17 protein-coding genes are annotated in these 14,744 nt (G+C 36.4%); 10 read left to right on the plus strand and 7 right to left on the minus strand.

What is annotated here, in order from left to right:
* Window positions 1-13 precede the first annotated feature (13 nt).
* From ACFELZ_RS00225 to htpG, 4 genes are all read right to left on the minus strand, one after another.
* Window positions 14-874: an IS982 family transposase gene (locus ACFELZ_RS00225; RefSeq protein WP_375315786.1), complete on the minus strand. Its 861-nt coding sequence runs from the start codon at window positions 872-874 to the stop codon at window positions 14-16.
* 435 nt (window positions 875-1,309) lie between these two features.
* Window positions 1,310-1,681 (minus strand): hypothetical protein, encoded by a 372-nt coding sequence (locus ACFELZ_RS00230; protein ID WP_375316245.1) that lies wholly within the window; start codon window positions 1,679-1,681, stop codon window positions 1,310-1,312.
* Between the two features lie 88 nt (window positions 1,682-1,769).
* Window positions 1,770-2,030, minus strand: a complete 261-nt coding sequence (locus ACFELZ_RS00235; RefSeq protein WP_375316246.1) for a hypothetical protein — start codon at window positions 2,028-2,030, stop codon at window positions 1,770-1,772.
* Between the two features lie 37 nt (window positions 2,031-2,067).
* Window positions 2,068-3,972, minus strand: coding sequence for a molecular chaperone HtpG (htpG, locus tag ACFELZ_RS00240; protein ID WP_375316723.1), 1,905 nt, complete (start codon window positions 3,970-3,972; stop codon window positions 2,068-2,070).
* Between the two features lie 623 nt (window positions 3,973-4,595).
* On the opposite strand from htpG, the gene ACFELZ_RS00245 reads away from it, so the two are divergent.
* From ACFELZ_RS00245 to ACFELZ_RS00260, 4 genes are read left to right on the plus strand one after another with little or no spacing between them, the layout of a single operon-like run.
* Window positions 4,596-4,778: a hypothetical protein gene (locus tag ACFELZ_RS00245; RefSeq protein ID WP_375316247.1), complete on the plus strand. Its 183-nt coding sequence runs from the start codon at window positions 4,596-4,598 to the stop codon at window positions 4,776-4,778.
* A gap of 12 nt (window positions 4,779-4,790) precedes the next feature.
* On the plus strand, window positions 4,791-4,988 hold the full coding sequence (locus ACFELZ_RS00250) for a transposase (RefSeq protein WP_375315805.1): 198 nt from the start codon (window positions 4,791-4,793) through the stop codon (window positions 4,986-4,988).
* A gap of 3 nt (window positions 4,989-4,991) precedes the next feature.
* Window positions 4,992-5,156 (plus strand): hypothetical protein, encoded by a 165-nt coding sequence (locus ACFELZ_RS00255; protein ID WP_375315781.1) that lies wholly within the window; start codon window positions 4,992-4,994, stop codon window positions 5,154-5,156.
* Between the two features lie 17 nt (window positions 5,157-5,173).
* Window positions 5,174-5,557 carry a transposase gene (locus tag ACFELZ_RS00260; RefSeq protein ID WP_375316621.1) on the plus strand — a complete coding sequence of 128 codons (384 nt, stop codon included), beginning with the start codon at window positions 5,174-5,176 and terminating at the stop codon, window positions 5,555-5,557.
* Window positions 5,558-5,685: 128 nt separating this feature from the next.
* Here ACFELZ_RS00260 and ACFELZ_RS00265 read toward each other — a convergent pair whose 3' ends face one another.
* Both ACFELZ_RS00265 and ACFELZ_RS00270 read right to left on the minus strand, forming a co-directional pair.
* A complete protein-coding gene (locus ACFELZ_RS00265) occupies window positions 5,686-6,627 on the minus strand; it encodes an FKBP-type peptidyl-prolyl cis-trans isomerase (protein WP_264731576.1) in 942 nt (313 codons plus the stop codon).
* A complete protein-coding gene (locus ACFELZ_RS00270) occupies window positions 6,620-7,411 on the minus strand; it encodes a polyprenyl synthetase family protein (protein ID WP_253309222.1) in 792 nt (263 codons plus the stop codon). Before ACFELZ_RS00270 ends, ACFELZ_RS00265 begins: the two co-directional genes overlap by 8 nt.
* Window positions 7,412-7,592: 181 nt before the next feature.
* On the opposite strand from ACFELZ_RS00270, the gene acpP reads away from it, so the two are divergent.
* From acpP to thyX, 4 genes are all read left to right on the plus strand, one after another.
* Window positions 7,593-7,817: an acyl carrier protein gene (acpP, locus tag ACFELZ_RS00275; protein WP_375316724.1), complete on the plus strand. Its 225-nt coding sequence runs from the start codon at window positions 7,593-7,595 to the stop codon at window positions 7,815-7,817.
* 13 nt (window positions 7,818-7,830) lie between these two features.
* The gene (fabF, locus tag ACFELZ_RS00280) at window positions 7,831-9,099 is read left to right on the plus strand and encodes a beta-ketoacyl-ACP synthase II (RefSeq protein WP_375316248.1); all 1,269 of its coding nucleotides are present in this window, start codon (window positions 7,831-7,833) and stop codon (window positions 9,097-9,099) included.
* A 122-nt stretch (window positions 9,100-9,221) separates the two neighbouring features.
* On the plus strand, window positions 9,222-10,499 hold the full coding sequence (murA, locus tag ACFELZ_RS00285) for a UDP-N-acetylglucosamine 1-carboxyvinyltransferase (protein ID WP_375316249.1): 1,278 nt from the start codon (window positions 9,222-9,224) through the stop codon (window positions 10,497-10,499).
* A gap of 9 nt (window positions 10,500-10,508) precedes the next feature.
* Window positions 10,509-11,363 (plus strand): FAD-dependent thymidylate synthase, encoded by an 855-nt coding sequence (thyX, locus tag ACFELZ_RS00290; RefSeq protein ID WP_375316250.1) that lies wholly within the window; start codon window positions 10,509-10,511, stop codon window positions 11,361-11,363.
* Between the two features lie 43 nt (window positions 11,364-11,406).
* On the opposite strand, the gene ACFELZ_RS00295 is transcribed toward thyX, so the two are convergent.
* Window positions 11,407-11,586: a hypothetical protein gene (locus ACFELZ_RS00295; protein ID WP_375316251.1), complete on the minus strand. Its 180-nt coding sequence runs from the start codon at window positions 11,584-11,586 to the stop codon at window positions 11,407-11,409.
* Between the two features lie 175 nt (window positions 11,587-11,761).
* Between ACFELZ_RS00295 and ACFELZ_RS00300 the strand changes: the two genes are divergently transcribed.
* The gene (locus ACFELZ_RS00300) at window positions 11,762-13,228 is read left to right on the plus strand and encodes an IS4 family transposase (protein ID WP_375316680.1); all 1,467 of its coding nucleotides are present in this window, start codon (window positions 11,762-11,764) and stop codon (window positions 13,226-13,228) included.
* Between the two features lie 1,154 nt (window positions 13,229-14,382).
* A complete protein-coding gene (locus tag ACFELZ_RS00310; RefSeq protein ID WP_375316252.1) occupies window positions 14,383-14,742 on the plus strand; it encodes a ferredoxin family 2Fe-2S iron-sulfur cluster binding protein in 360 nt (119 codons plus the stop codon).
* Window positions 14,743-14,744: the final 2 nt, after the last annotated feature.

The raw sequence follows: 14,744 nt of genomic DNA on the forward strand, positions 1-14,744 counted from the left end.
CGCGAATTCTGGATTAAGGAAGGAAGAAAGTATAGGAAATAGAAGGTTTTGTGGATTTGATGGAATAGGAAATGAGAGTAGAAAAGATATGAACCAAAAAATTAACAGGGGATCTATGGCGAGTGTGTTCAATTTCTAGTCTATTTTTTAGGTAACCAAAAACAGTCTCAATGATAGACCTTTTTCTCAGTAAAATCTTCTCATTTAGCGAAATCAATGTATTTTTCATACCTTTTTTCACCTTGGTAACAAGTTTCAAACCTCGGTCAAACAGCTTCTGAAAAAGCTCTTTTGCAATATAACCTTTGTCACCAAACAAAAGACCGATTAATTTTTCCGTCAGATTTGGCACAGGTATCCTATCATCAACATTGCCTTTTGTTAGCGTAAGTGCATGAATTTCAACATTTTCATTGATTACCATATGTAATTTGAAACCAAAAAACCAGCCGTAAGTGCTCTTGCTTAATTTTGCAATTCCAGCAAAAACTTTGTTTTTGGATATTCTTTTTGCATGACAAACTGCAATGGGAGTTGTGTCTATATATGAAATTCCAGTGTTTTCTGACTGTCCACAAAGCCAATGCAACAACATTGCTAAATGCCACAAAACCCTAGGCTTTAGAGCAACAAACCTGGTATATGAAGGTAACTTTGGAAACTCTGATTTGTAGAGCAACGTTAGGTAATGTAGATAGAAAGTTTTACACGGAGATTGTTGATATAGCAGGATTATTGTCATGATTTCGGAGTGCTCAATTTCCGTTGTTCTTGTGGGGTTTTTACCATTTGGCAGTAGTTTATCTGCAAAATTTTTCTCTATATCTCTGCAAAAATCATCGACCAAACAAAACAGTTTTGTTATATCTTCCATGGGTAACCTCATCTATTTTTTTATCACTGCTGAGTTTACCCTGTTTTCTTGCCTCTTCTATTCTCCTTTAATCCAGAATTCACGTTTGAAGTTTAGCTCCTTGGATTTCTCCCTTATCATCGTAACGACAGGTTCCCGTAGTTCTACACAATAGCCAAAAATAGATTCGCGCCACCTCTATGCCGGACACTACCTATCCAGTAAACAAGCTCCCGATAGATTTATCCTAAGTGTGTAGAAAGCACTTAGTTTTAATGTCGTTCATGGAAATTTCGACACTTCTTCAGTGGTTCATTTTCATTCGCCTTCCTATTTCATACATGACGCATAATTGCGCCTTTTCCATAACGCTCACTACCTTGACTCTTGACCAAAGCAGCTTATGGTAGTTTGAAGCCTGCTCTTGTAAACCGGCTCCGAGGGGCCCTCCCTCATCTATTGCGTAGCTTTTGCACTAGCTTGTTCTATACAAACATCCTTTGCATCTCTACGGCACACTTCTACCTTACCATTTTGAAATCTAAGTGTGAATTCAAGTGAACTACCTAATTCACATATCTCCTTCTCTGGGTCATCAAAATTGCGTACCACCGATGACTTATGCTCATTAATGCGTACACAATTTTTATCAGAACAATCGATGTACGTAGTCTTCTTATCATAATCGTTTAAAAATAACTGATACTCTATTAAAATATTATGCATTTGGATAGCAAGGAAAGCCGAATACCCAGCCTGATTGCAATTAGTAATTAACTCTTCTAGTATATGGTCATTTGGAACTTCTGCTTTAGCATAGTTAAACATTTCTGTGAAAACTTGTTTAGCAAATGTGCGGTAATTTTCATTTGAAATTAAGCGATTGTGCTAGCAATATAACTCGCGAACATACTCTTTACTTATTGTTTGCCCATTGAATTACAAAATCCATTCTTTCCAAATCAAGTTGTGCTTGCTTGCCAGAATTTGCACCTTTATTACCCTCATTTGCCTTTACTCGACTTAGCAAAGATTGCGTTAGCTGAAATTCCAATTCAATTTTTTGTCCTTCCTCAGCCTCTGAACAATTACCTGAATCTCCAGAATGGCGGCGCTCCTTTTCTTCTGCAGTATCTACTGCTGGTGGCATAAGCCCACCAAATAAATTCCAACCCATGTTTTACCCCTAATTAACAGCTAGGCTAAGTATAGCATTAAACAGAAATCTTGCCAAGCAAATTATTCAGTCTCTTAGCAAACAGGCTAGCGTCATCCATCTCTTCGCCTTCCACGATACAAGCTTGGTAAAATAATAAATGAATCACGTCTTCCAATGTTGGGTTTTCACCATGTTCGGCATGGGATTTTATTATGCTTTTTACTACAGGATGCCTAGTGTTGATTTCGAGCACCTTTGGCGTGCGGTAATTTAGCTGCTTTTGTTCACGCAAAAAACGCTCCATGCGAAGATCCATAGCACCTTCATCAACTGCTAGACATACAGGGCTGTCAGTCAATTTTTTAGAGATCTTTACGCTTTTCACTGAATTGCCAAGAACCTTGGTGAAATATTGCAGTATAGAGTCCGTGTTTTCTTCAGTCTTTTCTTCATCTTGCTTATTTTCCTCATCTTTTTTATCTTCTTCTGAAGAGAATTTTTCCAAATCAACATCAGCACGGGTCACAGACTTAAATTTTTGATCTTTATATTCATGAATCACGCTAGTCCAGAAATCATCAACTGGATCAACAAATAGGAGCACTTCTAGTCCTTTACTGACGAATCCCTCAAGTTGCGGACTGTTTTTCACTGAATCGAGGCTATTCCCGGTGAGGTAATAGATATGTTCCTGCTCAGGCTTCATTCTGCTTATGTAGTCATCAATGCTGACTAATTTCTCATCACCAGTACTATGAAATCTGCAAATTGAGAGTAGTGCTTCTCTCTCATCAGTTGGCATAGCTTCACAAAGACCCTCTTTTAATACTGCACCAAAATTGGTCCAGAATTTTGTATATTCCTCTAAATTCTCTTTTGCCTTTTTACCAAGCTCTGATATTACACGCTTAGTGAGGGATTTTCTGATTTGCTCAACAACACGATTATTCTGCAGCGTTTCTCTGCTGATATTAAGAGGCAAGTCCGGTGAATCAACAATACCTTTCAAGAAACGTAAATACTGCGGTATGATCTGTACGTTATCTTCAGTGATAAATACTTTATTTACATATAACTTAACAGAGCAACGTCTATCTGGATGAAATAAATCAAAAGGTTTAATAGAGGGAACATAAAGCAAATTTGTATATTCTATTGCACCTTCATTTTTATTATGCAATATCATCCAAGGCTCCCCGCCAACGTGAGCAACACTGCGGAAAAAATCATTGTGTTCCTCTTGAGTAACATCATTTTTTGGCTTAGTCCAAATTGCAGCCTTACTGTTTAACTTTTCACTTTTTCCTTCTTCATTTATGAATTCAACAGGAAAATTTATGTGATCAGAGTAAGTAGTGACAATGTTTTCAACACGAAATTTATCTAAAAACTCATTCTCTTCAGGATGCATAATGAGTGTAATTTTAGTTCCACGAGAAATTTGATTATCTAGTTTACTTATCGAATACTCTCCATCTCCCTTGGATTTCCAGACCCAAGACTCCTCCTCTCCAGCTTTTCTTGATTCTACTATTACTTCTGATGCAACCATAAAGCTTGAGTAAAAACCAACACCAAACTTCCCAATCAGCTCCACAGCTTGGCTTGAATCCTTGCTATTTTTAATCGCATCTAAGAACTTTTGCGTACCAGAGCTTGCAATTGTACCAAGGTTATCTATTAAATCTTGTCTGTTCATTCCGATGCCATTATCATTGATATATAGCTCGTTCTTATCTTTATTGGAGCTAATAGTGATTTTTAACTCATCACTTGAATCTAGCAAATTTGAATTAGATTGAGATTCATAGCGCAATTTATCACATGCATCCGATGCATTTGATATTAACTCACGCAGAAAAATATCCTTATTAGTATAAAGTGAATGAATCACTATATTCAGTACTTTCCCTACTTCAGCGTCAAATTTTAAATTTTCAGTTTCTTGTACGTTATGCATTTTGAGCTCCATTATTTGCCTACTACCCTAATAATCTAAGTATTGCACTGCAATCTTTCAAGTTCACGCACGCCAAAATTAATGTAGCCGCCATATTATGACATCCAATTTATGGGATCTCTTGCATAAAAATTCCTTGACAAGCTTTGCCAGCCCCCTTATCATGAAACTGAAGCTATTTATTTATCTTCGCAATCTCTGCAGTGGATTAATGACAAAAAAACTTAATGTATTTGGCGTAAATCATGCTTAATCTTTTGCACTATGTGCACCTCATGTCTTTATAAAGCTTTTAGGTTTCTACCTATACAAGCCGAAACGCGCTTATAAAGCGTTTAAGACAGTAAAAGACGTCAAATAGACAAGGGAGAATTTGAATACTAGCTACCCTGGGGTTTCTTTGCCTTTTTTTCCGCTCAGTAAATTTCTTAACGTTTATAATTTAGGTTAGTCGCATTTAAAAGCATCTAAATTGCAGCGTTTATAGCTAACCGAAATAAGGTTTCCTCAAAGGAGTGTAAAAAGGTATAATACTGCTTTAATTAAGGTAGAATGATGGCAAAGCCATATAGTGAGGACCTGAGGGAACGAGTTTTAAAAGTGGTTGACGAGAAAAAATGACTATGGAAGAAGTAAGCAAGATGTTCAAAATTGATAGAAAAACTATATACTGGTGGAGGAAAAGAAGAGAAGAAACAGGAAGTATAAAACCGTCTTCAGGCTACCAAAAGGGACATAGTCGTAAAATTAAATACTTAGAGCCTGTCTTCAAACTAAGTAGAAAGGAGTTAAGAAGTGTGTTATAAGATATATTTTAAATGTACCCAAGCGATATAAGTGACAAAGAATGGAAGATAATAGAGCTATATTTTGAACCTAAAAAGACCGGTAGACCAAGAAAACATAGTATTAGAACAATTATTAACGCAATCCGCTATATGATGAGAACAGGATGTCAATGGAGACAACTGCCTAAAGATTTTCCACCATGGAAAACAGTGTATAGTTGTAATTAGCGATTGAAAAAAAGTGGAATATGGCAAGAGATTCATGATTTTCTAGTTAAAAAAGTAAGAGAGATAATTGGTAAGAATGAAACTCCATCAGTGGGAATAATAGATAGCCAATCAGTAAAAACTACTCAAAAAGGGGATCCAGAGGATATGATGCTGGCAAGAAAGTAAAGGGTAGAAAGCGCCACATCGTTGTAGATACTGTAGGTCTTGTAATTGCTGCTGAAGTACAAAGTGCAAGCATTCAGGATCTTGATGGTGCACTAAATCTTTTTGTTCAAGCCAAATGCAAAGCTCCAACATTACATAAGTTTTTTGCTGATCAAGGATACACAGGTAAATTGCAAAACCTCTGCTTATTGGAAACTGGATGTTTATTGACGATTACCAAGAAAATAGTTGATACAGGATTTCAGGTTATTCCCAAACGTTGGATTGTTGAGAGAACCTTTGCTTGGCTCTCCAATTTTAGACGTATGAGTAAGGATTATGAGCATTCTCCTCTCACTTCAAAAAACAACATCTTCTTTAATATGATCACTATTATGCTTCACAAATTAGCTCATTCTTGAGTTTGAAGACAGGCTCTAAAAGGTTTACCACATTTTTGCTCTATGATTATCTTTTTAGATCACCTTGTCTACCTTATTCTGCCACTCCGCTGAACGGATACAGAAGGTCAGCCAGTAAACCTAAAATTTCAGCTATATTCTTTAGGCTGTTTTTCAACAGTAGAATGGTGTGCTGCGACCTCTTGCTTAATATCTAAGCTTAAGTCAATTATTGAGATATTTTCTTCATCATAATCTATGTCTTTTATTAACATATCGTCAGTAATAGTCAAAAGGTCAGGCGGAGAAAGAATAGTTCTTTTATTACCAGCTCTCATTCCCACAACTCCAAGCTCTATAGCAAGTGGTATTTTTTTATCGCCAACCCTAAATTGCACTGTTTGATCTTTGACTATATATTCCCCATTATGCTCCTTTACGCTATATTTAACTGATATCTCATCACCGCACCTTACTTGTTTTCCAGTCTTGTTAATTAAGTCATTAAAAACCATCAGATTATTCACTGAGTCGGGATATTTATCCTTTACTTCGATCAGTTTGACGTAATAAGAATTAAAATTCATTTTGTTATCATTGGCAATAGTAACTACACGCTCTCCGCCTTCTTTCATACCTATCACCCCTAAACCCACTTCTTTTAGGTCATCTTGACCTATTTTCAAAGTAACATCAGAAACTTTGCTAGGGAGTGTTGCTGAGTTATTATTAGAAATTTTATATATTTGCAATAGAACTTCCATGCCACAGAAAGCCTTGCTGCCACTGCCTTCAGTAATTTCATAAAAATTTATCGAATCTTCTTCCTTTTGCTGCGTCATTTCTTCTAAATATTCTGTTAGCCCATGCTTTTCAATATAGCGGTCGAGTGCTGATTCAAGTATTGGCTTCACTAGATAATGTGCTATTGTCTGTATTAAACCACCATGCGTGGCACTTATCTCATAAAGCTTGTCCTTTTTTCCCGGTTTACCTTTGTTTATATAGACAATAGTAAACATAAAAGCAGAGGTTAAAGTGAGAATCATTACTATGGAAATAAGCATTTGTAATATAATTTTTCTAACCATCTTTCTTTACTTGATTCAATAAATCATATAAATAATTAGTATCCCCTGAAAGCGCACTCAAATTATCCAAGCCTTGTTTAAAGAGGGCGTCTATATAGTCCTCTACTTCACTTTTACCAAGTACAGACATTAGATTATTTGTTTTATCTTGTTCGTAATCTTCAATATCATCCTTAGCTTGAAAGATAAGCCCTAGGTTTATCCCGTAGTTATATAACGCTTTACGTTGCTTATCTGTAGCATTCCCTATTATAGCACCTATTTCACATGAAGCTGCAAATAGTTTTGCGGTTTTCATCAAATGAATTTCTTTTATTTTGTTAAAATCTGCACCAATATCTAAAATCTGTCCTCCTACCATTCCCCTAATTCCTATTGCCTGAGAAAGAACTTTCATGATTTCACAGCATTTCTCATTTAACGAAGATAATACCTCAAAAGCCAGAGTAAGTAGTGCATCTCCGGCAAGCACTGCTGTTGCTTCATCAAATTTTTTATGGCAGCTTAGCTGGCTTCTGCGAGTATCACTGTTGTCCATGCACGGTAAATCATCGTGAATTAGAGAGTAAGCATGAACAAATTCAATTGCTGCAGCAACTGATATTACTTTTTTAGCTTCCGCGTTAAACACTCGCGATGAAGCTACGACTAAAAAGGAGCGTATATGTTTTGCAGGAGCAAGGAGTATATAACGCATAGCTGATATAAGCTTATTCTCGCTATTTTCTGGTAAAAGTTTATTTACTTCTACAATAAGCAAATTTTTTGTTGTTTCGTCTAGCATTTTTGAATTGTTAATTGTTTAGCACGTAACGCTAGCCAGCTAGGGCAGTAGAAAACTTTGCTGTAGTTTACCAGTTATAAAAGATATTGCAAACATAAAAATTTTTTATAACATCAAAGAATAGGTTATTTTTTTGGTAAGAAATGTGAATAGCGAACTAGCAAAGAGCACTAGAGAAGACATAGAAGGGAAAGTGAAAAAGATTATACTAGAGCACATTAGTAAGGATGTAGAGAAATTCAACAGCTCTTCAAAGCTTTCGGAGCATGGTGCAGACAGTTTAGATGCAGTTGAAATCATCATGGCAGCAGAAGAAGAGTTCGGAATAGAAATTCCAGATGAAGACGCACAAAAAATGGAAACTATGGAGCAAATAGTTGAGTACATTAATAGTAAAAAAGGCTAATAGTTAGTGTTAAATGAGCAGAAGAGTAGTAGTCACTGGTGTTGGTTTAATCACTCCACTAGCGGCAGATGTTGACAACAGTTGGTCAAGGCTGATAAAAGGCGAGTCTGGCATAAAAGCAATCAATACAGGTAGATTTGACTCTTCTGATCTTGCTTGCAAGGTTGCAGGGCAGGTGCCTGTGCAATCCGATAACATTGAGAATTACTTTAATCCTGTAGGTTATATTTTTGAAAAAGATCTAAAAAGAACGGATCGTTTTATTCATTACGGCATTGCAGCAGCGATTCAAGCTGTAGAAGATTCATCTTTAGAAGATTCAAAAGTAGATAGAGAACGTGTTGGCGTAACTATTGGCTCTGGTATAGGTGGTCTTCCGTCAATTCAGGAAAATGTTATTACCATGCAGGAAAAAGGGCCCAGACGTGTCAGTCCATTTTTTGTCCCTGCAAGTCTAATAAATTTGGTATCTGGCCATATTTCTATTAAATACGAATTTACAGGTCCAAACGATTCAGCAGTAACCGCATGTGCAACAGGTGCGCATGCAATCATAAATTCAGCAAGAACTATAAAACTTGGTGAAGCGGATATTATGATTACAGGTGGAGCAGAAAGTGCACTGTGTAGAGTTGGAATTGCAGGTTTTGCGTCTATGAAGGCATTATCAACTAAATTCAATGATAAACCGGAAGAAGCTTCAAGGCCATGGGATGCAGAACGCGATGGTTTTGTTATGGGTGAAGGAGCAGGTATATTGGTGCTGGAGGAATACGAACATGCAAAAAAAAGGGGGGCAAAAATACATGCAGAACTTACTGGATACGGACTCACAGGAGATGCGCACCACATTACAGCACCACATCCAGAAGGAAGAGGCGCATTTAAGGCAATGCAGCTTGCCTTAAAAAGTGCGCAAATTAATCCAAATCAAGTAGGATATATCAATGCACATGGAACTTCAACGCCACTTGGAGATAAAATTGAAGTAATAGCAATGAAACAGTTATTTGGTGACTACGTTTATAAAATACCTGTTTCTTCAACTAAATCTTCTATAGGACATTTACTTGGTGCTGCAGGGAGCGTTGAAGCAATATTTAGTATTCTTGCGTTAAATAATGGAATTATTCCGCCAACCTTAAATTTACATAAACCTTCAGAAGGATGTGATTTAAATTTTGTACCGTTTAAAGCTCAGGAGCATAAAATTCAATATGCACTTTCTAATTCGTTTGGTTTTGGTGGCACTAATGCATCGCTCATCTTTGGACAAGTGTAATCAATTTTGCTGCTGAATAGCTAAAATGTACGAACATTATGATCTGTGATAGCTATATTATCTGTAATTTGCCTTTTACTGTCGATTTACTATACTTATTTGGTAAGATCTAGCTTAATTAAATGCACAAAATATTAGTAAGTAGTAACCATAAACCTCTGGTCGGAAAAATCAAGATTAATGGCTCAAAAAATGCTGTTTTACCAATAATGGCAGCAAGTCTATTGTGTAGCTTCTCGGTAATTTTGCATAATGTACCTGATTTAATTGATGTGCATCTAATGTCTAAGCTGCTTGAGAGTCTTGGAGCGAAAGTGAATTTTACACGCAATAAAAATTATAAAGCAAATCATACTTTGGAAATTGACTGCAGTAATATCAACAATCACGTGATGTCACACGAAACTGCAAGTAAGCTGCGAGCATCTCTTTTAATGCTAGGTCCAATTCTCAGTAGATTTGGTAAAATCACAACAGTCTTTCCTGGTGGATGCAATATCGGAAAGCGTCCCGTTGATATGCATATCAAAGCATTAGAAGAAATGGGAGCTAAAATTGAAGTTGAAGGCTGTAATATAATTGCAACAGTGAAAGGAAAGCTACAAGGAAAAAAAGTTACACTTGAGAAAATAAGCGTTGGTGCAACAGAAAATGTAATAATGTCAGCAACACTTGCAGAAGGAGTGACAATAATAAACAATGCTGCAACGGAGCCGGAAGTTCTTGATTTAATAGAGTTCCTAAAGAAAATGGGTGCTAATATTGAGATTAGTGATACAAGGATCACAATAACAGGAGTTGAAGCATTAAATGGATGTGTTCATAAAATAATACCAGATCGCATAGAAGCAGGCACCTATGCGCTAACTGCTATAATAACCGGTGGTAAGTTGGAGTTAGAAGGAATAAGTCTATCTGATATAAGATGTATTGTGAATGAATTGAAGGCTATAGGGGCTAATGTTGAACTATATAATGAGGGGGTTATGATTTCCAGAAAAAATTGCTCTATTAGGTCTGCTAACATTGCAACAGATCCATACCCCAACTTTCCCAGTGATATGCAACCACAACTGATGTCTGCAATGTGCATCGCTGATGGGATATCAGTAATTGAAGAGAACATTTTTGAAAACAGATTTGCGCATGTAGATGAATTGAGAAAGTTAGGCGCTAATATCAGCATCGAGAAAAGCAAAGCTACTATAAGTGGAATAAAAAGCTTATCTGGAGCTAATCTGTGTGCCACTGACTTAAGGTCAACAGCAGCTTTGGTACTTGCTTCTTTGGTAGCTGGTGGAGAAACTACAATAAATAATTCGCATCATTTATGGAGAGGATATGAAGCAATGCACGAAAAACTCAATTCATGTGGAGCTGATATCTCCATTTCATCTTGAGGATATTTTATGAATGAAGCAACTAAACGAACTACAGTAAAAGAAATAGATGAAATCTTATATGGAAAACATAAGGTATTAGACCATGGATTTATTCGAGTAGTGGATTATATGGGCTCTGATAGCGCTATAGTTCAAGCTGCTCGTGTTTCTTATGGCAAGGGAACAAAACAAATCAGTCAAGATGAAGCACTTATAAAGTATTTAATGAGACATCACCATACAACTCCATTTGAAATGTGTGAAATTAAGTTTCACGTGAAACTTCCAATTTTTGTTGCAAGGCAATGGATAAGGCATAGAACTGCAAATGTGAATGAGTATTCAGCAAGGTATTCAATACTTGATAATGAATTTTATATACCAAAACCAGAACAGGTTGCAAAACAATCTGATAATAATAAACAAGGTAGCGGGGAAGCTTTTGATTCGGGCACCTCAAAGGAAATAATGGATTCTCTAACAAATAACTCTAATTCAGTATATTCTCATTATGAAAAATTTATTGAGCAGGGGCTTGCAAGAGAAATTGCCCGAACCAACCTAACGCTTAATTACTACACACAATTTTATTGGAAAATAGATCTGCATAACCTTCTTCATTTTTTGAAGCTTAGAGCTGATAAGCACGCCCAATATGAAATCAGAGTTTATGCAGAAGTTATGTTGGATATAATAAAAAAATGGGTTCCACTGGCCTACAATGCCTTTGTTGAATATTGCCTAGAATCAGCTTGTATTTCAAGAACTGGTCTAGAAATAATTCGCAAATTAATTAAAGGGGAAAACGTTACTAGAGAAGAAAGTAATATTGGTAAAAGAGAATGGGATGAGCTGATGTTCATACTTGGTAAACAATCTTAAAGATAAAGGCATATGCATAAATCTTTATAGCAATTGTACATATTTATAGATTTATAGGTGTAAGCAACAATTTACCAGTATTGTTATCAACTGATATATCAACTATTTTTGAGTTTGTTCTTTCTGTTGTTTCATAAAGTTCCTCAGCTTTCTTTAACATTAATGTTGCATTTCTAAGCGTAACGTAAATCTCACAATAGTCTGGAGAATTTTCAATATACATATTATATGAATAAAAATTTACAGCCAGTTCTACTGGGAGAGTAGGCCAGCGGACCTTCCCCGCCAGCCTCTCGCAGAACCTTACTATTACCCATAAATCTAAAAGGAGAAAAAGCTGCTATCTTACTAATTCAACTTTCTATTATAAATAGATCTATGGTCTAAAAATGGAATATATGATGAAAAGAACTATAAATACCTCAACTGGCGAATGGGCAGAAAGTGAATTTGGAATTGTTAATTTTGGTGATATAAGATTAAGTAAAAGGCTTCTAAAAATAGTTAATAGTTTTGCTGAATCGCCTGAGTGTTCAATAAATCAAGCTTGTGAAGATTGGCATCAAAGTAAAGCAGCTTATAGATTTTTCCAAAAAGATGCCATTTCTGAAAGAAAGATATTAGACAGTCATATAATTAAAAATATTGAAAGAGCTAAAGAATACTCAACTATCTTAGCTATCCAGGACACGAGTTATATTTCATATAAAAATCATAAAAAGACCGAAGGATTAGGGATTATAGCAGCAAGATTAACATCTAAAACAACTAATTTTAAAACCCATGGATTAGTGATGCATACAACGTTTGCAGTTACAACAGAAGGACTACCTATAGGATTATTGGATCAAAAAATTAGTACTAGACCTCCCTTAGCTGAAGACCTAAAGGAGTTGAAAAGAAGAAGCCATAATACTGCTCTTCCCATAGAAGAGAAAGAAAGCATACGGTGGATAGCATCACTTAAAGACTCTACTAAACATCCTGGATTAAAGGATGTTAAGGTAGTTACCGTTTGTGATAGAGAAGCAGATATTTATGATTTATTTGAAGTTGCTTCCACTAATCAATCTCTTTTTGTAGTAAGAGGAAATCAAAACAGAACAGTAAACAAGAAGTCGACTTATTCTGAAAAAGGTGGTGAAAGATTGTGGGATTTGATGAATCGCATGTCTTGCCAAGGAGAAATACAAGTGAGTATTCCTGCTTGCGATAACAAACCTCAAAGAACAACAGTTTTAGAAGTAAAGTTTAGTAACTTTGTGATGAATGCATCAAAAAACAACGCTAGACGTAAAACGCAAAAACTTCCTAATTTAAATTTAAATGCTGTCTATGTTATAGAAAAATATCCCCCATTTGGCGAAGAGCCCATGAACTGGATTTTGTTAACAAATATAAATATTAATAATTTTGAAGAAGCAGTAGAAAAAATACAATGGTATTGCTTAAGATGGAGAATAGAGGTTTTTCATAAAATTTTGAAATCCGGTCTTAAAGTTGAAGAATGTAGGCTCCAAACAGCAGATAGATTGATCCGCTTTCTTACAATTATGAGTATAATTGCATGGAGAATATTTTTTATCACATTGGTAGCTAGAACAAATCCGAATCTTTCTTGCACTGTCATACTGACTGATGACGAATGGAAGGTTTTATATACCAAAATGCTTAAGACAAAAAACTATCCTGAGACTCCACCACCTATAAGAGAAATTGTGAGGTGGGTGGCCAAGTTAGGAGGGTTTTTAGCTCGCAAAAATGACTTAGAACCAGGCCCTATAGCTTTGTGGAAGGGATGGAAACGTCTCTTTGATTTAGCAGAAGGATGGAGACTTGCTCATTCATTCTATACTTGTGGGTAATAGTAAGTCGTAGAACTGTGCATGAACCTCTCGACTCACACAGCTCCCATTATTCAGCCATCAGTCATATATTTGATGGCCTCGTTTTATTTGTCAGTTCCTCCCATTTCTGGTTGCCCAACTAATAAAACTGAATAACTCAGCCCCTTCGCTCCATTTCCATTACAGAAATTTCTTCACTACTACGCGCCCCTGTTTTTCGCATCGGTACTCTCATCCTTGAAGTTTAGCTTCTTGGATTTCTCCCTTGTCATCGAAACGACAGGTTCCCGTAGTTCCACACAATAGCCCAAAATAGATTCACGCCACCTTTATGCCGGACGCCGCCTACCCAGTAAACAAGTTTCCGATAGGTTTATCCCAAGTTAGAAATTACCCCCTGGTTTTGACGTCACCTTTGATGTTTCGACACTTCATCAGTGGTTCACTTGCGTTCGTCTCTCTATTTAACACATGACACATAATTGTGCCTTTTCCGTAACTCTCACTACCTTGACTCTTTATCAAAGCAGCTTACGGTTGTTTAAAGCCTGCTCTTGTAAACCGGCTTTGAGGGGCCCACCCTCATCTATTATGTAGCTTTTGCACTTAGTTTGCTCTTTGTCTGAGCATCCTTTATGCTTCTACGGCACACTATTTCTTAAACATTTATGACTAAAGGTTAGTTGCATTAAAAAGCAGCTGAGTCGCGGTTATTAAACGTTTAAAACATAAAAAAACGCCAATACTGAAAATAGACAATGACCAGGGCTTCTTTTGCCTTTTTTTTCGTTTGGTGAATTTCTTAATGTTTAGATTAGTTGCAATTTAAGAGACCAGAAATGGTCAGTGCTTGGCACTGTCCTCCTTTGTCATCCCAGTGCCTAGACACTGGGATCTAGGAATTTTATTAAGTATAAAAGTTATGTTAAAATGCACCATTTATGGAAAACTAGATCCCAGTGTCACGCACTGGGATGACAGAAGAGGGGCTACTCGGATGACAAGAAGAGGACACTGCCCTCTTGGATGGAAACCAGTGTCAGCTACTTGGATGACAGAAGAGGATCTACTTGAATGACAAAAAATAGGCACTGGAATTGCAAAGAGTTTGCAAATATTAGTTATTACCTGTAGAATACAGAGAAATTAGTAAGGATTTTAATAGGAATAATATGCCATCTGTTACTTTTGTTTTACCTGATGGGAGTAAGAAAAGCTATGAAGCTGCAGAGAGAGAAACTCTGCTTAATTTAGCCCACAGAAGTGATCCAGATCTGCTTGAAGGTGCATGTGAAGGCTCTCTTGCTTGTTCTACATGCCACGTGATTGTTGATCCAGAATTTTATGATGCTGTAGAAACGCATAATCCCATATCTGATGAGGAAAACGATATGTTAGATCTAGCCTTCGGCTTAACAGAGACATCAAGACTTGGGTGCCAAATAAAAATCACAAAAGATATCGACGGTTTGTGTGTAACCATACCAAGGGGTACAAGAAATATATCATTGGATAAACAGGGGAATAATTAGCT

Source organism: Wolbachia endosymbiont (group A) of Colletes cunicularius, assembly GCF_964264715.1.
Lineage (GTDB): Bacteria > Pseudomonadota > Alphaproteobacteria > Rickettsiales > Anaplasmataceae > Wolbachia.